Consider the following 20,908-nt stretch of genomic DNA (forward strand, 5'->3'; position numbering starts at 1 on the left):
GGTTACCGCGTTTTTGTAGGGGCCGGGCATGCCTTACCTCTAAGGGTTACCGCGTTTTTGTAGGGGCCGGGCATGCCTTACCTCTAAGGATTACCGTGTTTTTTGTAGGGGTCGGGCATGCCCGACCCGTTTTCACCCATTATTTCAGGCCTTTTTTCGCCAGCTCTTCCTTGAAGTTGTCGCGGGTGATCAGCACCACATCGGTCACTTCGGTAAATTTGGCAGGCTCGATATCTTTCGTCACCCAGTCATGCAGCATCTGGATACTGCGGTAACCGTGCACATCCGGGCTTGGCAGCAGCGAACCGTAGAATCCGGTTGCTTTCCCTTTTGACAGCTCACTCACCGCATCAACACCGTTAATGCCAATACCGATCACGTTCGGCGCTTTAAAGCCCTGGCCTTCGGTGGCACGCACGCCGCCCAGTACGGTGTTGTCGTTCATGCCAACAATCAGCCAGTTTTTCACTTCAGGGTGCTGAACCAGCAGCGAGTTACCGGCATCAAAGGCACCGGGGATATCGTTAGATTTGGTGGGGATCTGGTAAATCTGTTTGTCCGGGAACCCGGCAGTTTTCAGGGCCTCGATAGAGCCACCGGTACGACGGCGGGCGGTGTCCAGCTCATTGGCGGTGATCGCCATCACGGCAGTCTCTTTCACATCCCAGCCGCGTTTCTGCATCTCTTTGTACAGTTCCTGGCCCTGACGTTCACCAATTTTGGTGGCCGCCATCATCACCAGCGGAACGGTATCCATCGGTTTGCCTTTCGCGGTCACAAACTGGTCATCCACCGCGATCACTTTCAGGCCGTAGCTGCGCGCTTTGGCGACAATCGCCGAACCGAGTTTCGGGTCCGGCGTACAGATAACGAAACCTTTCGCGCCGCTGGCGGCCAGGCTGTCGATGGCATTCAGGGTTTTTTCACCATCCGGCACAGCGATTTTGATCACCTCGAAACCGAGGTCTTTACCGGCTTTATCGGCAAACTTCCATTCGGTCTGGAACCAGGGTTCTTCCGGTTGTTTCACCAGGAAACCCAGCTTCATGGATTCCGCCATAGCGGATTGTGACATAACGGCTGCGAGGCCAATCGCGGCCAGCGCTTTAGTGAATTTGTGCATGAGGCTCTCCGGCTCAGTGCCCGCTCAGGGCGGGATTGTGTAAACGGTAACAATCGGTTGTTGAAAAAATTAAAAGCATCCAAACAAGACCTTACCTGAGCACTGACGACATAACAGTGGCGGTAGTGCGCTAGTTTTACCCGCAAGCACAGGGAAATATGTAGAGCGCTATCACACCTTGAAATTACAGTCGTTTTGTCCATCTATTCAGCCAATTTAACCGAAGGGCAACATTTGAAGCCCATCACATTCCCAACCTGCATGACAGAAAAGTGCATATATGCAGCCAGCCGCACCTAACCCCTCCGCCGCGATGTTTCCAGGATAGAGGAACAGTAAAAGAGCCTGTTCTGAACATAACGGAGAACAACTATGCATAAGGGTGCGATTACCCTCGGTCTGGATTTCGGCAGCGACTCGGTCAGGGCGCTGGCGGTCGATTGTGCCAGCGGTCGTGAGCTGCACAAGCAGGTGGTGGCCTATCCTCGCTGGAAGGCCGGGCGCTTCTGCAACCCGGCGAACAATCAGTTTCGTCACCATCCACAAGACTATATTGATGCGCTGGAGCAGGCCATTCGTGACGTTGTCACCAAACTCACTCCTGAGCAGCGCCTTAACGTGGTGGGAATTGGCGTAGACTCCACCGGTTCCACCCCCGCCCCTGTCGATCGTGAAGGCCGCGTGCTGGCACTGCGCCCTGAATTCGCCGACAACCCCAACGCGATGTTCGTGCTGTGGAAAGACCACACCGCCATTGAAGAAGCCGAAGCCATCACCCATTTGTGCCACAGCGGCGACTATCAGGACTACTCGCGCTTTATCGGCGGTATTTATTCGTCCGAATGGTTCTGGGCCAAGATCCTGCACATCAGCCGCAACGATGCGGCGGTGCGTGAGGCCGCCGTTTCCTGGGTAGAGCTGTGCGACTGGGTGCCAGCGTTGCTCAGCGGCACGACGGCACCTGCCGACCTGAAGCGTGGACGCTGTGCCGCAGGCCATAAATCCCTCTGGCACCCGTTATGGCAGGGATTACCGGAGGCGAAGTTCCTCAATGCCCTCGATCCCCTGCTCACTGCCGATCTCGATCACCCGATGTTCACCGAAACCTGGACCGCCGATGTGCCTGTCGGCAAGCTCAGTGCCGAATGGGCCGAACGTCTTGGCCTGCCGGGTGATGTCGTGCTGTCCGGGGGGGCGTTTGACTGCCATATGGGCGCGGTGGGCGCAGGCGCGCAGCCTTACACCCTGGTGAAAGTGATTGGTACCTCCACCTGCGACATTCTGATTGCTGACGCAGACCGCGTGGCTGATCGGGCAATTAAAGGCATCTGCGGCCAGGTGGATGGCAGCGTGGTGCCGGGGATGATTGGCCTGGAGGCCGGACAATCAGCCTTCGGCGATATGTATGCCTGGTTTGGCCGCCTGCTGAGCTGGCCGTTAGTGCAGGCCGCAACGCTGCACCCCGATCTGCAACCTCAGCTGGAAACGATCCAGCACAGCCTGCTGGAACAGCTGACCGCCGCCTGGGCGGCTGACCCGCAGCTTGACCATCTTCCGGTGGTGCTCGACTGGTTTAACGGCCGCCGCACGCCGTTTGCCAACCAGCGCCTGAAAGGCGTGATCACCGATCTGAATCTTGGCACCGACGCCCCGACGCTGTTCGGCGGGTTTATTGCCGCCACCGCATTTGGCGCACGCGCCATTATGGAGTGTTTCGAACAGCAGGATATTCCGGTACAGCAGATCCTCGCGCTGGGCGGGATTGCCCGTAAATCACCGACGATCATGCAGGTGTGCTGCGATGTGATGAACCGTCCGCTGGATATTGTCGCCTCCGATGAGTGCTGTGCGCTTGGCGCGGCAATCTTCGCTGCGGTGGCCGCCGGTGTTTATGCCGACATCCCGTCAGCACAGGCGCAGATGGCCAGCCCGCTGGAACATACCCTGCAACCGGATCCCCTGCGCGTTGCCCGTTTCCAGCAGCTTTATCAGCGTTATCTTCAATGGTGTGAACTGGCGGAACCTCAGTTTGCCCCACAACCTTCATTAGTCAGTTAAGGAATCGTTTTATGACACAGTTAAACGCCCGTAGCGTATGGTTTGTGATTGGTACACAGCATCTGTACGGTGCAGAAACTCTGCGCCAGGTCGAACAGCACGGGCAGCAGGTGGTGGATGGCTTAAACCGGGCGGGTAAACTGCCCTTCCCGCTGGTGCTTAAACCGCTGGTGAAAACCCCTGATGAAGCGCTGTCGCTGTGCCGCGAGGCGAATCACGATCAGAGCTGCCTGGGCATTATCACCTGGCTGCATACCTTCTCCCCGGCAAAAATGTGGATTGGCGGCCTGTCGATCCTGAATAAACCGTTGTTGCAGTTCCATACCCAGTTCAATGCGGAAATCCCGTGGGACACGATGGATATGGACTTTATGAACCTGAACCAGACCGCACACGGCGGCCGTGAGTTCGGCTTTATTGGCGCGCGTATGCGCCTGCCGCATCAGGTGGTCACCGGGCACTGGCAGGATGAGCGTTCACAGCTGCGTATCGGGCAGTGGATGCGCGGTGCGGCAGCCCTGCTCGCCAGCCAGCAGCTCAAAGTGGCACGTTTTGGCGACAATATGCGTGAAGTGGCTGTGACTGAGGGAGACAAAGTCGCGGCGCAAATCCAGTTCGGCTACTCAGTGAATGGCTGGGGCGTGGGCGATCTGGTGGAGGTGATCAACCAGGTCAGCGATGGCGATGTGAACCAGCTGGTCGATGAGTATGAGAGCAGCTATGCGTTCAGCGCCGCCGCCGCAGTGAACGGCAATAAGCGCCAGAACGTGCTGGACGCTGCGCGTATTGAGTTGGGGATCAAGCGCTTCCTTGACGATGAAGGCTGCCGCGCGTTTACCACCAATTTCCAGACGCTGCACGGCATGACGCAGTTGCCGGGCCTGGCGGTTCAGCGCCTGATGCAACAAGGCTATGGTTTTGCCGGTGAAGGTGACTGGAAAACCGCCGCACTGCTGCATGTGTTCAAGGTGATGGCGGGTGATTTACCGGGCGGCACCTCGTTTATGGAGGATTACACCTATCACTTCGCGCCGGGTAACGATCTGGTGCTGGGTTCCCATATGCTGGAAGTCTGCCCGACCATTGCACGCGAAGCCAAACCGCTGCTGGATGTGCAGCCGTTGGGTATTGGTGGCAAAGCCGATCCGGCGCGTCTGATCTTCTCCGCCCCTGCCGGGCGGGCGGTCAACGCCAGTGTGATTGATATGGGTGACCGTTTCCGCCTGCTGGTCAACGTGGTGGATGCGATTGAGCAGCCGCAGGCGCTGCCTAAGCTGCCGGTCGCCCGCGCGCTGTGGCGTGCGCAGCCTTCACTGGCAACGGCCTCTGAAGCCTGGATACTGGGCGGCGGTGCGCACCATACGGTGTTCAGCCAGGCGCTGACGGTGGAAGATATGCGTCTGTATGCTGAACTGCACGGCATTGAGGTGCTGGTGATTGATGAGGAGACAACGCTGCACGGATTCCGCGATGCCCTGCGATGGAATGAAGCGTACTACCGTTTGAATCAGCGTTAATTTCAAGGTTCAGTGAGATAGCGGGCGGACCGAAAAAAAGGGTCCGCCCCTATCATCCCGCCGCAGTGCCTTCCTGTTTCCACCGCCTTTCACATTATTTCAATCTCTTCTGGTCAGCACCGCTGCATTGCGCTTACTATGAAACCTGCAAGCTTAAAACCCTATGATTTTATTGGGTTTTAATCATATCGCCATTCGCGCCTCGGTCAGGGGAATTATGCTAATAATTATTCAAATGGAAGTGGTTCATGTCGCAAATGCTCGCTCTTTTACTGATTATTTCTATTCTTTATCTTGGTGACCTGGTTTCAGTCAGAACGAAAGCCTGGGTGCCTTCCGTCTTTGTCTGCGCGGTACTGTTTTTAATCGGTTACTGGACTTTTTTCCCAAAAGATATTGTCAGCGTTGCCGGGATCACGCCGGTGGTGGCGGTGATGCTGATGTATCTGCTGATCACCAATATGGGCACGCTGCTGTCAGTGCCGGAGTTGATCCGTCAGTGGAAGACGATTGTTATCTCTTTGGCCGGTATCGCCGGTATTTTTGTCACGGTATTTGGCGTCTGCCTGCTGTTGTTCGATTTCAATACCGCTATCGTCACTATCCCACCGCTGGTTGGCGGGATTGTTTCGGCGATTATTATGTCGAAAGGCGCGGCCAGTGCTGGTCTGGTTGATTTGTCGGTGTTCGCCATTCTGATCTACGTGATGCAGGGCTTTGCCGGTTATCCGCTCACCGCCATTATGCTGCAACGCGAGGGTAAACGTGTGCTTAACCTGTACCGTTGCGGTGCATGGCCGCAGACGGCCGTGACAACCGAAACGCCCACGCTAACAACGCACCAGTCTGCTGATGCCATGCCGCACCTGTTTAAGCGCTTCCCTGCCCACTACAACACCAGCTACTTTAAATTCCTGCGCCTGGCGGCCGTCGGCTATCTGGCGTATCTGGTGTCTGGCTGGCTGGCGCCCATCATCTCCGTCAGCCCGTTTGTCCTGTGCCTGCTGTTTGGCGTGGTGGCGACTACGCTGGGATTTTTAGAGAAGCAGCTATTACAGAAAGCCAACGGCTTTGGCTTTGCCGTGATGGGGCTGATGCTGTTTATCTTTGATACGCTGAACCGTGCGACGCCGGAGATGCTGTTGCGCCTGCTGTTGCCAATGCTGGTACTGATCGCCACTGCGGTTATCGGCATGTTTATCGTCTGCTGGGTGGTGGGTAAGCTGCTGGGCGTCAGCACCGAGATGGCCTTCGCCATCGCCCTGACCTCGATGTACGGTTTCCCGGCAGACTATATTATTACCAATGAAGCCATTACCGCCCTGACCCGCGATGAAAATGAGCGCGAGGTGCTGATGCAGCACATGCTGGCCCCGATGCTGGTCGGTGGATTTATCTCCGTAACTATGGTGTCGGTGGTGATGGCCGGTGTCATGGTGGCGTATATTATCCCTGCATAAAAAACCAACAAGGAAGCTAAAAAGTGATTAATCACGATATTAAGAAATCCGTCCATGCGCATGTTGACGCGATGATTGCCCTGCGCCGCGACCTGCATGCCCATCCGGAACTCCCATGGGAAGAAGTACGCACCACCAATACGGTAGCCGCACTGCTGGATGAAATGGGCATCGACTATCGCCGCACGCAACCGACCGGGATCATTGCCGAGATCCGTGGGGGTAAACCGGGTAAAACCGTCGCCTTGCGTGCCGACATGGATGCGCTGCCAGTGCAAGAACTGAGTGATTCACTCAGCTATAAATCCCTGACCGACGGTAAAATGCACGCCTGCGGGCATGATGCCCATACCGCCATGCTGCTGACGGCAGCCAGAGCATTACAGGAGCATCGCACCCATTTGCGCGGTAATGTACGACTGATTTTCCAGCCCGCAGAAGAGATCGCCCAGGGTGCTCGTGCCATGGTGAAACAGGGCGCGGTGGACGGCGTTGATAACGTTTTTGGCATGCATATCTGGACGACGACGGCCTCGGGTAAAGTGTCCTGCAATGTCGGTTCTTCCTTTGCGTCCGCCGATCTCCTGAAAGTCACGTTTAAAGGGCGCGGTGGCCACGGTTCGATGCCAGAAGCCTGCATTGACGCGGCGGTGGTGGCCTCATCGTTTGTAATGAATTTGCAGGCAATTGTGGCGCGAGAAACGTCCGCGCTGGCATCCGCCGTTGTCACCATTGGCCGTATGGAAGTGGGCACACGTTTTAATGTTATCGCCGAAAATGCGGTACTGGATGGCACGGTGCGCTGCTTTGACGTCGACACTCGCGAACGTCTTAAAGCGGCTATTGAACGTTATGCACAGCATACGGCGGCAATCTATGGCGCAACGGCTCAGGTTGAGTACACCTACGGCACGCTGCCGGTGATTAATGAGGCACGCAGTGCGCTGCTGGCACAGTCAGTGATCAGCGATGCCTTTGGGGCCGGGGTGCTTTTTGAAGAGAAACCCACCACCGGTGGTGAGGATTTCAGCTTCTTTATGGAAAATATCCCCGGATGTTTTGCCCTGCTCGGCTGCGGCAATGCAGAAAAAGGCACCGACTGGGCGCACCATCACGGCTGTTTTAATATCGATGAAGATGTGATGGTGACCGGGGCCGAACTTTATGCACAATACGCCTGGCGCTACCTGCAACAGGATGATTTTTAACCACAGCATCACATAAACACTGTCTTGCCAGATAACTGGCAAGACATATTCGTTATTTCTCATCATACGTCCCTGCATTCGGGTCGAACCATCCATTGTGTTCATAAAAGAAGGTAACAGTATCCCCACGATTAAATACAAACGTCGTTCCACCACTTGAGTACAGCCTCCACGTTCCAAAGAAACCATCACTAAAGTTTATATCCCCCTCGGCATAGCACGATGAATATCGGGAATTAACAATGACATCTGATTCAACAGGATAAGCATGGCTGAAGTAGTTTATTACCTGTTCGTTCGTTGGCCTGAATTTTTTACAGGCATTAATCTCATTAATATTGGTGACGTTCTTCAACGTCTGTCCTGTCGCCGTGATATGAACGGACGTGACCGTTCTGGCCTGGCCTGGCCTGGCCTGGCAGTAAGGGGTAATAAGCAGGATCAATAACACGCAGGTTTTTAAGTAGGGACGGACGATTACCATTTGGCTGAACTCGCTTCAGTTTCGTTTTTGCGGGCAATATCCGGGTGCCGAAAAATTTCATTTACTCTTATGCCAAACGTATCTTTCAGTTCATTAATCAACCACTTTAGTGATTGGTTTTGCTGTTCAGTGACGGCTTCATAAATGTATTCTTTAGCGTTTTTATCAGAAGGATCTTTTTTATAAGCCGCCCCGACAATTTCTATGCCAATTGAATCCGTATTCGCCGGAAAACGGTCGGGCCAGGTCTTTGCCTTCTCTCTATCGGATATCTCCTTTGTTCGCCAGGCATTTTCTAAGAGAGCAGTTTTTTTAATTCAGCCGGTTCACACCGTTGTGTTATCAGGCAGCGAGAACGCATTAACCCGACATGATAAGTTATCCTGAAAAGCGAAGCCGTTTGATAGATGCTGCCACCTTTATCAATGATGAAATGAGCGCCATTGGCATCGATATAAAGCATGGTTCATCCTTGTTTTGATTAATAAACATCCTCTGTATGTTATATAACCAGGTACTGGCGAACAAGATAGCCTGATGATTCTCGTTGTTTGTCCACCTTATCTGTTCCGGTTTAGATGATCGCCCCATAAAACCGGGCAGCACCCTGCTCAACATCACGGGCAGACCGCAAAAAAGGGTCTGCCCCGAGTTGGAGACCTAACTTAATCGCTTCACCGGGGCATTCTGCTGCCGATCCCACATCACCGTCAGCAACCGTTGCAGCGCAATAAACGCAAACAGCAGCACGCCAATGGCAATCTTGGTCCACCATGAGCTCAACGTGCCGTCGAAATTAATCCAGGTCTGAATCAACCCCTGAATCAGCACGCCAAACAGGGTGCCCAGCACCGTGCCGACACCGCCGGAAAGCAGCGTGCCGCCGATAACCACCGAGGCAATCGCATCCAGCTCCACGCCCATGCCCGCCAGCGCATAACCTGCCGAGGTATAGATGGAGAACACAATTCCCGCCAGCGTGGCCAGACCGGATGACAGCATATAAATGCGCACCGTGGTGCTGCGGGTGGAGATGCCCATCAGCTGTGCAGACGTCGCACTGCCGCCAATGGCGTACACCTGATTACCAAAACGGCTGCGGTGCGCCAGCAGAATGCCGAATACCACCACCACCAGCATAATCACCGCCAGCAAACTGAGGCGACCGCCGCCGGGGATTTTCCATGCCATCGACGAGAGCGTGGCATACAGCGGGTGATCAATCGGCAGCGAACTTTCAGCCACCAGATAGCTACAGCCGCGCAGGAAAAACATCCCGGCCAGCGTGATAATAAACGCCGGGATTTTCAATGCATCGATCAGCCAGCCCATAAAGGCACCAAATGCGGTTCCCAGCGACATCACCAGCGCAAAGGCCAGCCAGGGGTCGACATGGAAATCACCAATCAAACGCGCCAGAAACACCCCGGTAAAGGCGATCACCGCGCCTACCGACAGGTCGATACCACCAGACAGGATCACAAAGGTCATGCCGACGGCAATAATCCCAAGGAAGGCATTATCCGTGAGGATATTGGCGATCACTCTTGTTGAGGCAAACCCCGGAAACTGGCTCAGACAGAACAGATACCCCGCCACAAACACCAGCAGGGTGATCATTAATGGCAGATGACGTTTAATCACGGCGGTGCCCTCGTTTAAACAGTTGAATAAAGCGCGGGGATTGCAGCAACAGCACCAGCATCACCACCACCGCTTTCACCACCTGATTCAGCTCTGGCGGGAAACCGGACAGGAGAATACCGGTGTTCATTGCCTGAATAATCAGCGCACCAATCAGCGACAGCAGCAGATTGAACCGCCCGCCCATCAGGGATGCACCGCCAATCACCACCGCCAGAATCGCGTCCAGTTCCAGCCACAATCCGGCGTTGTTGGCATCGGCGCCGCGAATATCCGCCGCCACGATCAGCCCGGCGACTGCCGCACACAGTCCGCTGAGAATATAGGTGCTCATCACCACCAGCCAGCCGTTGACGCCCGCATTGCGCGCCGCACGCAGGTTGATCCCCACCGCTTCAATAAACATCCCCAGCGCTGTTTTACGTGTCAGCAGCCAGACCAGCAGTGCCAGCGTCAGCGTAATCCACACCGGGACGGGCAGCAGCAGCAATGTCCCGCTGCCGAGACGTGCCAGTGCATCACTGTCGAAGGTCACAATCTGCCCCTGGGTGATCAGCTGCGCGATGCCGCGCCCCGCCACCATCAGGATCAATGTGGCGACAAACGGCTGGATCTTCAGTAAGGCCACCAGCACCCCATTCCATAATCCACACAGAATGCCGCTGCCCAGCGTGACCAGAATAATCACCGGAATACTGTGCCCGGCCACGGTCAGCGTCGCCGCTGTTGCACCTGCAATGGCCATGACGGCACCCACCGACAGATCGATACCCCCGGTGGCGATCACCAGTGTCATACCAATCGCCAGGATCGCGACGGGTGCTGCGCGGTTGAGAATGTCTATCGGGCTGCCGAACAGGCGCCCGTCCTGTAAATGCACGGCAAAGAAGTTGTTTGCCACCAGACTGTCAATGATCAGCACCAGCAGCAGTGCGCCAATCTGCGGTAATCCCGGCGGCAGTTTTCGTTTTAACATCGGTGGTTTCCCCGCCATCAAATGCGACTCAGGCATGTTGCTCCCCTCCTGCAGCAATCGCGTTGACGATAGCCGCAACGGACAGTTGTTCCAGTGGTATCTCCGCCACCTGCTGACGATCGCGCAGGATCACCACGCGGTCGGCGTACCCCACCAGCTCCTCCAGCTCCGATGAAATCACCAGCAGCGCCAGACCGTCGGCACACAGCGTTTCAATCAGGCGGATAATCTCGGCGTGGGCCCCCACATCAATGCCGCGCGTGGGTTCGTCCAGAATCAGAAACTGCGGCTTTGTCACCAGCCAGCGTGACAGCAGAACCTTTTGCTGGTTCCCGCCGGAGAGCAGCTCCACTGGCTGCTCCGCGTCCGGGGTACGGATCCCCAGGCTTTTGATAAAGCGGTCAGCCACCTGTTGCTGCTCGCGTTTCGGGATCGGTCGCAGCCAGCCGCGCTGGGCCTGCAACGCCAGGATGATATTTTCGCGTACGGATGCCGCGCCAATAATCCCGTCGGTTTTACGATCTTCCGGGCAAAAACCCATGCCAAGCTTCGAGGCCTGGGCCGGTGAACGGATCGTTTGAGGTTTTCCCTTGATGAAGGCGCGGCCGCTGTCGGCGCGTTTAATGCCGAACAGCAGCTCAGCGGTTTCCGTTCGTCCTGAGCCCAGCAGGCCAGCCAGTCCAACGGCCTCCCCGGGGCGCACGCTCAGGCTGAAGGGTTCAATTGTTCCTTTTTTGCCGTAGTCTTTAAATTCCACCACCGGCTGGTTGCTTTTCAGCGTGCTACCCGCGCGTTGTAAGGCAGTTTCCATCAGATCGCGCCCCAGCATCAGCTTGATCAGCTCAAGTTGCGGCAGCGTGCGGGTATCTCGTGTGGCGATAAACTGCCCGTTACGCAGCACGGTAATACGGTCGGTAATGCGGTAAACCTGGTCGAGGAAGTGCGTCACAAAGATCAGGCTCATGCCTTTCTCTTTGAGTTGCGTCATCAGCGTGAACAGCATGGTGACTTCGCTGGCGTCCAGGCTGGCGGTCGGTTCGTCGAGGATCAGCACTTTGGCCGAGAGATCCACCGCCCGGCAGATGGCGATGATTTGCTGCATCGCTACCGAGTACTGCCCGAGTGGACGCGTCACATCCAGTTCAAAACCGTAGTCCGCCATCAGCTTCACGGCGCGCTGATTCAGCGTCTTACGGTCAATCAAACCAAAACGTTTCGGCTCGCGGCCGATAAACAGATTGTCAGCGACCGACATATTCGGCAGCAGGTTCACTTCCTGATACACGGTGCCGATCCCCAGCATCTGGGCTTCTGCGGTGTTACGCGGGTTTATCGCCTGTCCGCCGAGCATCATCGTCCCGGCATCACGCTGATAGACGCCGGTCAGCACCTTAATCAACGTGGATTTTCCTGCTCCGTTCTCCCCCAGTAGCGCCATGATTTCGCCAGGGCGAAGGTCAAACGAGACATTATCCAGCGCCCGGACGCCGGGAAAGGATTTGCTGACGTTGCAGATATTCAGTAAGGCAGGCGTTGGGGTGTCGATGGTCATTGTATGCCTCAGGCCATGAGTAAACCGCCCCGAAAGGGGCGGTGCGGGGATCAGTAACCCATCCCTTTTTTGGTGTCTAACTGGGCCTGAGCATCGGCTGGCAGGAACAGTTTGGTTTCGGTTTTGATGATTTTTGGCGGCATGGTGCCGTCTTTTTTCAGTTTTTCCAGCGCATCAAACGCCGGGCCGGCCATATTCGGCGTCAGTTCCACGTTGGCATTCGCCTCGCCTGCCAGCATGGCTTTATAAATATCCGGCACGCCGTCAATCGAGCCGGTTAAAATATCTTTACCCGGTTTAAGTCCGGCTTCTTTAATAGCCTGGATGGCGCCAATCGCCATATCATCGTTGTGGGCGTAAACCATGCAGATATTTTTGCCGTTGTTTTCTGCCTTAATAAAACTTTCCATGACTTCTTTCCCTTTGCTACGGGTAAAGTCGCCGGACTGGGAGCGGATCACTTTAATATTCGGGGTATTCGCAATGGCTTCGGCAAAGCCTTTTTTACGGTCAATCGCCACGCTGGCGCCGACCGTGCCTTGCAGCTCGACAACGTTACAAGGTTTGCCTGCCTGATGTTTGACCAGCCAGTCACCGATCAGCTTGCCTTCGTACACGTTATCTGCGGTGACGACGGCCTGATACAGCGATTTATCTTTGACCACGATGGCGCGATCGAGCAGGAATACCGGAATTTTGGCGTCTTTGGCTTCGGAGAGCACCGGTTCCCAGCCTGTCTGAACAACGGGCGCAATGAATATTGCGTCAACGCCCTGAGCGATAAAGGAGCGTACCGCTTTGATTTGATTCTCTTGTTTTTGCTGGCCATCCGCGATTTTCAGCGTAATGCCGCGTTTCTGTGCCTCACTTTTTGCCACGCTGGTTTCTGCTGCGCGCCAGCCCGATTCAGAGCCAACCTGTGAGAATCCGACGGTCATGGATTCGGCCAGCGCAGGTGCAGACAGGCTGGCACTGATGAGAGTGGTTAAGAGTAAACGCTTCCACATGATCATTTTTCCTCTGATGGGATTTTATCGTATAGGGTTAAGAGCCACTAAAGCCTGGACTATTCATCGAAAAACATTTACGACAATGCTCACAAAATTCAACAAATCAAATAGCTTACGTGACATGGCCGGGCTGTTTCTGTGTATAGCGATATGGAAAAAACGCGCACCGGGTGCCAAAAGAAGGTTAAATAACTGTAATAAACAGAAGCGGTTGCGCCAGAAGCGCGTGGAAGCGATTACAACACCGCGTACAGTTCTGTCACCCGCGATGCCCTTCCGTTCATCACCAATCAAAAAGCCGATTTGTGAACTGCTGCACAGTTTAATCTGTTGCGCAAAATGTGCTGCCCATCCACGCTTTGTGGTAACAGGCACAGGAGGAGTTCTGAATTTTCTGATTTTTATATTACAAAGCCGAAACGGCGTGGAATATTTTTCTCTGCAACATATAATCAGCGACTCATTATTCTGTCGCTGGCTGACCGCAATGACCGTTCAAGACTATTTGTTAAAATTTCGAAAAGTAAACTCTCTGGAAAGTCTGGAAAAACTTTTTGACCATTTGAATTACTCCCTGACGGATGACACCGATATTATCCAAATGTACCGTGCCGCCGACCATCGTCGGGCGGAGCTGGCTTCCGGTGGACGCCTGTTCGACCTCGGTTGCGTGCCAAAAACGGTCTGGCATTACGTGGTGTAATCCGACAGAGGATTATCGTGCTGATGACCTGAAACGCGAATTATTTAGGGTATAATCCTCCGTATCTTGCGTATCGCTCTGTGCAATGCGCGCTTTGCCGTTCTGGTTGAATAAGGATTTTGTGTGGCTGTTGATTCTAAACCGCGCCTCGGTGGCTGGCTTTTGGTGCCGCTGGCCTGGCTCACGTTTTCGTTACTGAGCATGATTCTGGTGTTGATAGTGTATGGCGGCTCACTGTTTGGCACAGCCCTTCGCGGTGCGTCATTTAGTCCGCCATCGTCGGCACTGTTGCAGTGGGGGGCCTTCCTGCTGACCACAATTCTGATGCTGAGCTACAGTGCCTGGATTGCCTGGATTTTCTGCAAACGTTCCAAACGCCTGCCGCGCCACTACATTATTTGGCTGTTGCTGAATGTGATCCTGGCGTTTAAGGCCTTTCTCTTCTCTCCGGTGGAAGACAGCGTGGTGGTCAACAGCCTACTGATTGCCCTGCTGGCAGCCAGCCTGTTTGTCCCTTATTTCAAGCGTTCTCAGCGGGTTAAAAACACCTTTATTGCTCCCTGATGCCGAAAAAAGCGTCAGGAATTTAATCCTGAGTGCGCTATTAAAATCTCACAGACCCGGAGCGGTTGTGGTCAGGCAAGCAATGCCTGATAATAAGCCGCTTTTTCTATATTTTCAGGCGTATCAATGACCGAATACCTGCTTCTTTTTATTGGCACAGTGCTGGTGAATAACTTCGTTTTAGTGAAGTTTCTCGGCCTCTGTCCCTTTATGGGTGTTTCCAAAAAACTGGAAACGGCAATTGGCATGGGACTCGCCACGACATTCGTCATCACACTGGCCTCTATTTGTGCCTGGCTGGTGAACCATCTGATCCTGCTGCCGCTGGACCTCGTCTATCTGCGTACCATGGCGTATATCCTGGTGATCGCCGTGGTAGTGCAGTTCACCGAGATGGTGGTGCGTAAAACCAGCCCTGACCTTTATCGCCTGTTAGGCATCTTCCTGCCGCTGATCACCACGAACTGTGCCGTGCTCGGCGTGCCGCTGTTAAGCGTTAATCTTAATCACACATTCCTTCAGGCCGCCCTTTACGGTTTCAGTGCATCACTGGGCTTCTCGCTGGTGATGGTGCTGTTCGCCGGTATCCGCGAACGCCTGGTGCTGGCCGACGTGCCTGCGCCGTTTAAAGGCTCCTCCATTGCACTGGTCACCGCCGGACTGATGGCGCTGGCGTTTATGGGCTTCAGCGGGTTGGTTAAGTTCTGATGAGTGCGATTTGGATAGCGATTGCGGTTTTAAGTGCGCTCAGTCTGATTTTTGGTGGGCTGCTGGGGTATGCCTCGCGCCGTTTTAAAGTGGAAGAAGATCCGATTGTTGAGCAGATCGATGCGATTCTGCCTCAGAGTCAGTGCGGCCAGTGCGGCTACCCTGGCTGCCGCCCCTATGCGGATGCCGTGGGTAATAACGGTGAGATGATCAATAAATGTGCCCCTGGCGGCGAGCAGACGATGCTTAAGCTGGCGGCACTGCTTAACGTTGATCCTCAACCGCTGGGCGATGAAATGCCCACCGAACCGGAACGCAAAGTGGCCTGGATTGACGAAGCCAACTGTATCGGTTGTACCAAGTGTATTCAGGCATGCCCGGTCGATGCCATTGTCGGTGCCACGCGCGCAATGCACACCGTGCTAAGCGACGTCTGTACCGGCTGCGATCTGTGCGTTGCTCCCTGCCCGACCGACTGCATCGAGATGCGTCCGGTTGCGACTACCACTGCTAACTGGAAATGGGATCTCAACACCATCCCAATCCGCGTTATTCCTGTAGAAAGTCATGTTTAACCTGCTTAATTTCTTTAAAAAAGATCGGCTCTGGGACTTTGAAGGTGGCATTCATCCACCGGAGATGAAAACCCAGTCGAATGGCGTGCCGCTGCGTCAACTGCCGTTACCTGCGCAATTTATTCTGCCACTGAAGCAGCATATCGGCCATGAAGGCGAGATTGGCGTGCGTCCGGGCGATAAGGTGCTGCGCGGACAACCGCTGACCTTCGGCAACGGCCGCATGTTACCGATCCACGCACCGACCTCCGGTACAGTGACGAAAATCGCCCCGCATATGACCGCTCATCCGTCGGCGCTGGCGGAGATGTGCCTGTTTATTACCCCCGATGGCGAAGACCGCTGGGTGGATAAGCAGACCCTGAGCGATTATCGCAGCGTGGAACGCAGCATTCTGGTGGAGAAAATCCATCAGGCCGGTGTCGCCGGTCTTGGCGGCGCGGGATTCCCCACGGCGACAAAACTGAAAGGCGGCCTGCGCGGCGTGAATACGCTGATTATTAACGCCGCCGAGTGCGAACCTTATATCACTGCCGACGACCGCCTGATGCAGGACTGCGCCGAAGAAGTGCTGGAAGGCAGCCGCATCCTTGCGTGGATCCTGCAGGCAGAGCAGGTCTTAATCGGCATTGAGGATAATAAACCGGAGGCGATTGCCGCACTGAAGCAGGCGTTAGGCAGTGCCACCGATCTGCACATCCGGGTGGTCCCGACCAAGTACCCGTCGGGCGGTGCCAAGCAGCTGACCAAAATTCTGACCGGGAAAGAAGTGCCGCACGGTGGCCGCTCCACCGATATCGGCGTGCTGATGCAGAACGTCGGTACTGCTTTTGCCGTTAAGCGCGCCATTGTCGACGGTGAAGCACTGACCGAGCGCGTGGTGACACTGACCGGCGAATCCGTGGCAAAGCCGGGCAATGTCTGGGCGCGTCTTGGCACGCCAATCAGCCATCTGTTGCAACAGGCCGATTTTATGCCGGGTGCCGAACAGATGGTGGTGATGGGCGGCCCGCTGATGGGCTTTACCCTGCCGACGCTGGATGTGCCGGTGGTGAAGATCACCAACTGTATTCTCGCACCCGCTGCCAGCGAAATGGGCCAGAACGAACCGGAACAGGGCTGCATCCGTTGCAGCGCCTGTGCCGATGCCTGCCCGGCGGCATTGTTACCCCAGCAGCTTTACTGGTACAGCCGAGGTGGCGATCACGACAAAGCGCGTGAACATCATATCGCTGACTGTATTGAGTGCGGCGCCTGCGCCTACGTCTGCCCGAGTAATATCCCGCTGGTGCAGTATTACCGTCAGGAAAAAGCGGAGATCCTGGCCATCGATCAGGAAGCCGAACGCAACGCGTTGGCGAAGACCCGTTTCGAAGCGCGTCAATTGCGTCTTGAACGTGAAAAAGCCGCGCGTGATGCCAAACATCAACAGGCAAAACGCAGCGTAGCCACCAGTGATGCCGACGCGATCAGTGCGGCACGCGAGCGGGTCAAAGCGAAGCAGGCTGAAACGTCCGGCCAGGATGCTGCTGAACAGGCTGCCAGGCAGGCACAGCGGGAAGCGCGTCAGGCTGAGGCCCGTGCCCGCCAGGTGGCGGAACAATCCCGCAGCGAGCCGGTGACCCGCCAGACTGACGATCCGCGTAAAGCAGCGGTTGAAGCGGCTATCGCTCGTGCGAAAGCCAAAAAAGCCGCACAGGCAACAGTCAGTGTGGCGGAACCCGCTGAAACCGAAGCCCCCGCCGCTGAACCGGTTGTCGATGCCCGCAAAGCAGCCGTCGAAGCCGCCATTGCCCGTGCAAAAGCCAAAAAAGCCGCACAGGCAACGGCCAGTGTGGCGGAACACGCTGAAACCGAAGCCCCCACCGCTGAACCGGTTGTCGATGCCCGCAAAGCGGCTATTGAAGCCGCTATTGCACGCGCAAAAGCCAAAAAAGCCGCACAGGCAACAGTCAGTGTGGCGGAACTCGCTGAAACCGAAGCCCCCGCCGCTGAACCGGTTGTCGATGCCCGCAAAGCGGCTATTGAAGCCGCCATTGCCCGCGCAAAAGCCAAAAAAGCCGCACAGGCAGCCGAATCAGTGGATACAGAACAAAGTGAAGCGCCCGCCGCTTCAGATGATGCACGTAAAGCGGCGGTGGCAGCAGCCATTGCGCGCGTGAAAGCGCGTAAATCGCAGCAGCCTTCAACGCAGCAAGAGGATTAAATGGCTTTTCGTATTGCAAGTTCGCCTTACACCCACAACCGCCGCAGCACCAGCACCATTATGCTGCTGGTGCTGATTGCTGCCGTGCCTGGCATGGTGGCGCAGTGGTACTATTTTGGCTGGGGTAACCTGATTCAGGTGCTGATTGCTGCCGTCGCTGCTATTGGTGCTGAGGCCGCCATACTGCGCCTGCGCAAACTGCCGCTGGCCGAGGCGCTGAAAGATAACTCTGCGTTACTCACCGCCCTGCTGTTAGGCATCAGCATCCCTTCACTGGCCCCCTGGTGGGTGATTGTGATCGGCACGCTGTTCGCGGTAGTGATTGCGAAGCAGCTTTACGGTGGCCTTGGACAGAACCCGTTTAACCCGGCGATGGTCGGGTATGTGGTGCTGCTGATCTCCTTCCCGGTACAGATGACCAGCTGGTTGCCACCGGACAGCTTGCAGGGCATGACGCCGAGCCTCGGCGACACCCTGAGCATGATCTTCCATTTCCACACCCTCGATGGTCACACCATGCAGCAGTTGCAGGTGGGGATTGACGGTGTCAGCCAGGCAACACCGCTGGATACCTTCAAGACCGGGCTGCGTGCCGGGCATAGTGCAGAACAGCTGCTGGCGCAGCCCATTTACAGCGGCGTGCTGGCCGGATTGGGCTGGCAGTGGGTGAATGTCGGTTATCTGCTGGGCGGTATTTTCCTGCTTTGCACCCGCAGCATCCGCTGGCATATTCCGGCGGGGATGCTTATCTCGCTGGCGTTTTGTGCCACCCTGGGCTGGCTTATTTCTCCGCACAGCCTGGTGTCGCCAACCCTTCACCTGTTATCCGGCGCGACCATGTTAGGTGCGTTCTTTATCGCCACGGACCCGGTCACTGCCTCTACGACCAACAAAGGCCGCCTGATCTATGGCGCATTGATTGGTCTGCTGATCTGGCTGATCCGCAGTTTCGGCGGTTACCCGGATGGCGTCGCGTTTGCCGTGTTGCTGGCCAACATCTGCGTACCGCTGATCGATTACTACACGCAGCCGCGCGTTTACGGCCACCGGAAGGATAAATAATGCTGGATGCCATTCGTAAAAACGGTGTCACGCTGGCCGTGTTTGCCGCTATCACTACCGGCCTGACGGCGGTGGTTAACACCGTGACCAAACCGACGATTGCTCACCAGACCGCGTTACAGCAGAAAGTGTTGCTGGACCAGGTGGTGCCCCCTGAGCTGTATGATAATCACATCCAGCAGGAGTGCTATATCGTCAGTAATCCGGCACTGGGTAATGCCAGCCCGCATCATCTATATCTGGCGCGTAAAGGGGATAAACCGGTTGCCGTGGCGGTTGAAACCACCGCCCCTGATGGCTATTCCGGCAATATTCAGATGATTGTCGGTGCCAGTTTTACCGGCACGGTTTACGGTACGCGCGTGGTGGAACACCACGAAACGCCGGGGCTGGGCGATAAAATTGAGCTGCGAATTTCCGACTGGATCAACAGCTTTAACGGCAAGCAGGTGAAAGGCGCCGATGACAGCCAGTTCGCGGTGAAAAAAGACGGCGGTGAGTTTGATCAGTTTACCGGTGCCACCATTACACCCCGCGCCGTGGTGAATGCGGTTAAGCGCACAACGTTGTATATTGAAACCTTACCGGAGCAGCTTTCTTTGCTGCCACCTTGTGGAGAGTCCAATGAGTGAAGCCAAAACCCTGCTGGTCGGCGGGCTGTGGAAGAATAACTCAGCGCTGGTGCAGTTACTGGGCCTCTGCCCGCTACTGGCCGTGACCTCGACGGCGACCAATGCGCTCGGTCTCGGCCTGGCAACCACGCTGGTACTGACCTGTACTAACAGCGCAATTTCGCTTTCGCGCCGCTGGGTGCCCTCTGAGATCCGTATTCCGATTTACGTGATGATTATTGCGGCGGTTGTGAGCTGCGTGCAGATGCTGATCAACGCTTATGCTTACGGGCTGTATCAGTCGTTGGGGATCTTTATCCCGCTCATTGTCACCAACTGTATTGTGGTCGGGCGCGCAGAGGCCGTGGCATCGAAAAGCAGCATCCCGCTCTCGGCGCTGGATGGCATGGCCATCGGTCTCGGGGCCACCAGCGTGATGGTGGTGCTGGGTTCGATTCGCGAAATCATCGGTAACGGCACCCTCTTTAACGGTGCGGATCAGCTGCTCGGCCCCTGGGCGAAGGTGATGCGCATTGAGGTTGTCCACTTTGACTCCCCGATGTTGCTGGCGATGTTGCCGCCGGGTGCCTTTATCGGGCTGGGAATGCTGCTGGCGGCTAAGTATCTGATTGATAATAAAATGAAACAACGTGCTGCCCTGAAGGCTGAAAGAGAAGCGCAGGCGCTGCCGGAGGGGAAAACAGGTGTGCTGTGAATAAGGACAAACGTCAGGAAATTTTGACCCGCCTGCGGGATAACGACCCGCATCCCACCACGGAACTGGTGTACCGCGACCCTTTTGAACTGCTGATTTCGGTTCTGCTTTCTGCGCAGGCTACCGACGTTAGCGTGAATAAAGCCACGGCTAAACTCTACCCGGTTGCCAATACGCCTGCGGCAATACTGGCGCTGGGCGTTGACGGGGTGAAAGAGTACATCAAGACCATCGGCCTGTTTAACAGCAAGGCTGAGAACGTGATTAAGACCTGCCGCATTCTGCTGGAACAGCACGGCGGTGAGGTGCCAGAAAGCCGAGAGGCACTGGAAGCCTTACCCGGCGTTGGGCGTAAAACGGCCAATGTGGTGTTAAATACCGCCTTCGGCTGGCCGACTATCGCCGTCGACACACATATTTTCCGCGTCTGTAATCGCACCCGTTTTGCCCCTGGGAAAAACGTGGAACAGGTGGAAGATAAGCTGCTTAAGGTGGTGCCGAAAGAGTTTAAGGTCGACTGCCATCACTGGCTGATCCTGCATGGCCGCTACACCTGCATTGCGCGTAAACCGCGCTGTGGCTCCTGCCTGATTGAAGATCTTTGTGAATTTGATGCTAAAGTAGAATAACCAGGCGTCTTAAAATTTCCCTCTGACCCTTATAACAATATCATTTTTATTACTATTATCGGCCCGTTCCCTGACGTGTTTCGCGGCCATAATCCAGGATAGA

General features: G+C 55.6%; 21 protein-coding genes. 14 read left to right on the plus strand and 7 right to left on the minus strand.

The window, feature by feature from the left end:
• Positions 1-139 precede the first annotated feature (139 nt).
• Positions 140-1,123, minus strand: coding sequence for an arabinose ABC transporter substrate-binding protein (locus ACFL9S_RS22565; protein WP_405264110.1), 984 nt, complete (start codon positions 1,121-1,123; stop codon positions 140-142).
• Between the two features lie 372 nt (positions 1,124-1,495).
• Between ACFL9S_RS22565 and ACFL9S_RS22570 the strand changes: the two genes are divergently transcribed.
• From ACFL9S_RS22570 to ACFL9S_RS22590, 5 genes are all read left to right on the plus strand, one after another.
• Entirely contained in the window at positions 1,496-3,181 is a 1,686-nt protein-coding gene (locus ACFL9S_RS22570; RefSeq protein WP_405264111.1) for a ribulokinase, read from the plus strand.
• 11 nt (positions 3,182-3,192) lie between these two features.
• Positions 3,193-4,698, plus strand: a complete 1,506-nt coding sequence (gene araA, locus ACFL9S_RS22575) for an L-arabinose isomerase (RefSeq protein WP_405264112.1) — start codon at positions 3,193-3,195, stop codon at positions 4,696-4,698.
• A gap of 248 nt (positions 4,699-4,946) precedes the next feature.
• A complete protein-coding gene (locus tag ACFL9S_RS22580; protein ID WP_405264113.1) occupies positions 4,947-6,158 on the plus strand; it encodes a hypothetical protein in 1,212 nt (403 codons plus the stop codon).
• Between the two features lie 23 nt (positions 6,159-6,181).
• Complete coding sequence (locus ACFL9S_RS22585; RefSeq protein WP_405264114.1) at positions 6,182-7,366, plus strand: amidohydrolase; 1,185 nt, start codon at positions 6,182-6,184, stop codon at positions 7,364-7,366.
• Positions 7,367-7,634: 268 nt separating this feature from the next.
• A complete protein-coding gene (locus ACFL9S_RS22590) occupies positions 7,635-7,814 on the plus strand; it encodes a hypothetical protein (RefSeq protein WP_405264115.1) in 180 nt (59 codons plus the stop codon).
• 29 nt (positions 7,815-7,843) lie between these two features.
• Here the strand turns inward: ACFL9S_RS22590 and ACFL9S_RS22595 are convergent, their stop codons facing one another.
• From ACFL9S_RS22595 to ytfQ, 6 genes are all read right to left on the minus strand, one after another.
• Positions 7,844-8,167: an N-acetylmuramoyl-L-alanine amidase gene (locus tag ACFL9S_RS22595; RefSeq protein ID WP_405264153.1), complete on the minus strand. Its 324-nt coding sequence runs from the start codon at positions 8,165-8,167 to the stop codon at positions 7,844-7,846.
• Positions 8,146-8,313, minus strand: coding sequence for an N-acetylmuramoyl-L-alanine amidase (locus tag ACFL9S_RS22600; protein ID WP_405264116.1), 168 nt, complete (start codon positions 8,311-8,313; stop codon positions 8,146-8,148). The genes ACFL9S_RS22595 and ACFL9S_RS22600 overlap by 22 nt, the downstream gene beginning before the upstream one ends.
• A gap of 197 nt (positions 8,314-8,510) precedes the next feature.
• Positions 8,511-9,494 (minus strand): galactofuranose ABC transporter, permease protein YjfF, encoded by a 984-nt coding sequence (yjfF, locus tag ACFL9S_RS22605; protein ID WP_405264117.1) that lies wholly within the window; start codon positions 9,492-9,494, stop codon positions 8,511-8,513.
• Positions 9,487-10,506 (minus strand): galactofuranose ABC transporter, ATP-binding protein YtfT, encoded by a 1,020-nt coding sequence (gene ytfT, locus ACFL9S_RS22610; RefSeq protein ID WP_133845181.1) that lies wholly within the window; start codon positions 10,504-10,506, stop codon positions 9,487-9,489. Before ytfT ends, yjfF begins: the two co-directional genes overlap by 8 nt.
• Entirely contained in the window at positions 10,499-12,022 is a 1,524-nt protein-coding gene (gene ytfR, locus ACFL9S_RS22615) for a galactofuranose ABC transporter, ATP-binding protein YtfR (protein WP_405264118.1), read from the minus strand. Before ytfR ends, ytfT begins: the two co-directional genes overlap by 8 nt.
• Positions 12,023-12,072: 50 nt before the next feature.
• Positions 12,073-13,029: a galactofuranose ABC transporter, galactofuranose-binding protein YtfQ gene (ytfQ, locus tag ACFL9S_RS22620; protein WP_133845185.1), complete on the minus strand. Its 957-nt coding sequence runs from the start codon at positions 13,027-13,029 to the stop codon at positions 12,073-12,075.
• Between the two features lie 490 nt (positions 13,030-13,519).
• On the opposite strand from ytfQ, the gene ydgT reads away from it, so the two are divergent.
• The 9 genes from ydgT to nth all read left to right on the plus strand — a co-directional run bounded on the left by ydgT (position 13,520) and on the right by nth (position 20,805).
• Positions 13,520-13,735, plus strand: a complete 216-nt coding sequence (gene ydgT, locus ACFL9S_RS22625) for a transcription modulator YdgT (protein ID WP_405264154.1) — start codon at positions 13,520-13,522, stop codon at positions 13,733-13,735.
• 123 nt (positions 13,736-13,858) lie between these two features.
• Positions 13,859-14,299, plus strand: a complete 441-nt coding sequence (locus ACFL9S_RS22630) for a DUF2569 domain-containing protein (protein WP_405264119.1) — start codon at positions 13,859-13,861, stop codon at positions 14,297-14,299.
• Positions 14,300-14,425: 126 nt separating this feature from the next.
• Positions 14,426-15,007, plus strand: coding sequence for an electron transport complex subunit RsxA (gene rsxA / locus ACFL9S_RS22635; protein ID WP_405264120.1), 582 nt, complete (start codon positions 14,426-14,428; stop codon positions 15,005-15,007).
• Positions 15,007-15,582 (plus strand): electron transport complex subunit RsxB, encoded by a 576-nt coding sequence (rsxB, locus tag ACFL9S_RS22640; RefSeq protein WP_405264121.1) that lies wholly within the window; start codon positions 15,007-15,009, stop codon positions 15,580-15,582. The genes rsxA and rsxB overlap by 1 nt, the downstream gene beginning before the upstream one ends.
• A complete protein-coding gene (rsxC, locus tag ACFL9S_RS22645; RefSeq protein ID WP_405264122.1) occupies positions 15,575-17,788 on the plus strand; it encodes an electron transport complex subunit RsxC in 2,214 nt (737 codons plus the stop codon). The genes rsxB and rsxC overlap by 8 nt, the downstream gene beginning before the upstream one ends.
• The gene (gene rsxD, locus ACFL9S_RS22650; protein ID WP_405264124.1) at positions 17,789-18,850 is read left to right on the plus strand and encodes an electron transport complex subunit RsxD; all 1,062 of its coding nucleotides are present in this window, start codon (positions 17,789-17,791) and stop codon (positions 18,848-18,850) included.
• Positions 18,850-19,482 (plus strand): electron transport complex subunit RsxG, encoded by a 633-nt coding sequence (gene rsxG / locus ACFL9S_RS22655; RefSeq protein ID WP_405264125.1) that lies wholly within the window; start codon positions 18,850-18,852, stop codon positions 19,480-19,482. The genes rsxD and rsxG overlap by 1 nt, the downstream gene beginning before the upstream one ends.
• Positions 19,475-20,176 (plus strand): electron transport complex subunit E, encoded by a 702-nt coding sequence (locus ACFL9S_RS22660; RefSeq protein ID WP_405264126.1) that lies wholly within the window; start codon positions 19,475-19,477, stop codon positions 20,174-20,176. The genes rsxG and ACFL9S_RS22660 overlap by 8 nt, the downstream gene beginning before the upstream one ends.
• Positions 20,173-20,805 (plus strand): endonuclease III, encoded by a 633-nt coding sequence (gene nth / locus ACFL9S_RS22665; RefSeq protein WP_405264127.1) that lies wholly within the window; start codon positions 20,173-20,175, stop codon positions 20,803-20,805. Before ACFL9S_RS22660 ends, nth begins: the two co-directional genes overlap by 4 nt.
• The last annotated feature ends 103 nt before the right edge of the window (positions 20,806-20,908 follow it).

The sequence above is a fragment of the Erwinia sp. AnSW2-5 genome (assembly GCF_045107195.1).
Classification (GTDB): domain Bacteria; phylum Pseudomonadota; class Gammaproteobacteria; order Enterobacterales; family Enterobacteriaceae; genus Erwinia.

Coding starts and splice junctions, on each gene's coding strand:
- ACFL9S_RS22580 (WP_405264113.1), top strand. CDS start 4,947: ATGTCGCAAATGCTCGCTCTTTTACTGATTATTTCTATTCTTTATCTT.
- ytfQ (WP_133845185.1), bottom strand. CDS start 13,029: ATGTGGAAGCGTTTACTCTTAACCACTCTCATCAGTGCCAGCCTGTCT.
- ACFL9S_RS22570 (WP_405264111.1), top strand. CDS start 1,496: ATGCATAAGGGTGCGATTACCCTCGGTCTGGATTTCGGCAGCGACTCG.
- ytfT (WP_133845181.1), bottom strand. CDS start 10,506: ATGCCTGAGTCGCATTTGATGGCGGGGAAACCACCGATGTTAAAACGA.
- ytfR (WP_405264118.1), bottom strand. CDS start 12,022: ATGACCATCGACACCCCAACGCCTGCCTTACTGAATATCTGCAACGTC.
- ydgT (WP_405264154.1), top strand. CDS start 13,520: ATGACCGTTCAAGACTATTTGTTAAAATTTCGAAAAGTAAACTCTCTG.
- ACFL9S_RS22590 (WP_405264115.1), top strand. CDS start 7,635: ATGGCTGAAGTAGTTTATTACCTGTTCGTTCGTTGGCCTGAATTTTTT.
- ACFL9S_RS22600 (WP_405264116.1), bottom strand. CDS start 8,313: ATGCTTTATATCGATGCCAATGGCGCTCATTTCATCATTGATAAAGGT.
- ACFL9S_RS22565 (WP_405264110.1), bottom strand. CDS start 1,123: ATGCACAAATTCACTAAAGCGCTGGCCGCGATTGGCCTCGCAGCCGTT.
- rsxG (WP_405264125.1), top strand. CDS start 18,850: ATGCTGGATGCCATTCGTAAAAACGGTGTCACGCTGGCCGTGTTTGCC.
- rsxB (WP_405264121.1), top strand. CDS start 15,007: ATGAGTGCGATTTGGATAGCGATTGCGGTTTTAAGTGCGCTCAGTCTG.
- ACFL9S_RS22660 (WP_405264126.1), top strand. CDS start 19,475: ATGAGTGAAGCCAAAACCCTGCTGGTCGGCGGGCTGTGGAAGAATAAC.
- rsxD (WP_405264124.1), top strand. CDS start 17,789: ATGGCTTTTCGTATTGCAAGTTCGCCTTACACCCACAACCGCCGCAGC.
- rsxA (WP_405264120.1), top strand. CDS start 14,426: ATGACCGAATACCTGCTTCTTTTTATTGGCACAGTGCTGGTGAATAAC.
- rsxC (WP_405264122.1), top strand. CDS start 15,575: ATGTTTAACCTGCTTAATTTCTTTAAAAAAGATCGGCTCTGGGACTTT.
- araA (WP_405264112.1), top strand. CDS start 3,193: ATGACACAGTTAAACGCCCGTAGCGTATGGTTTGTGATTGGTACACAG.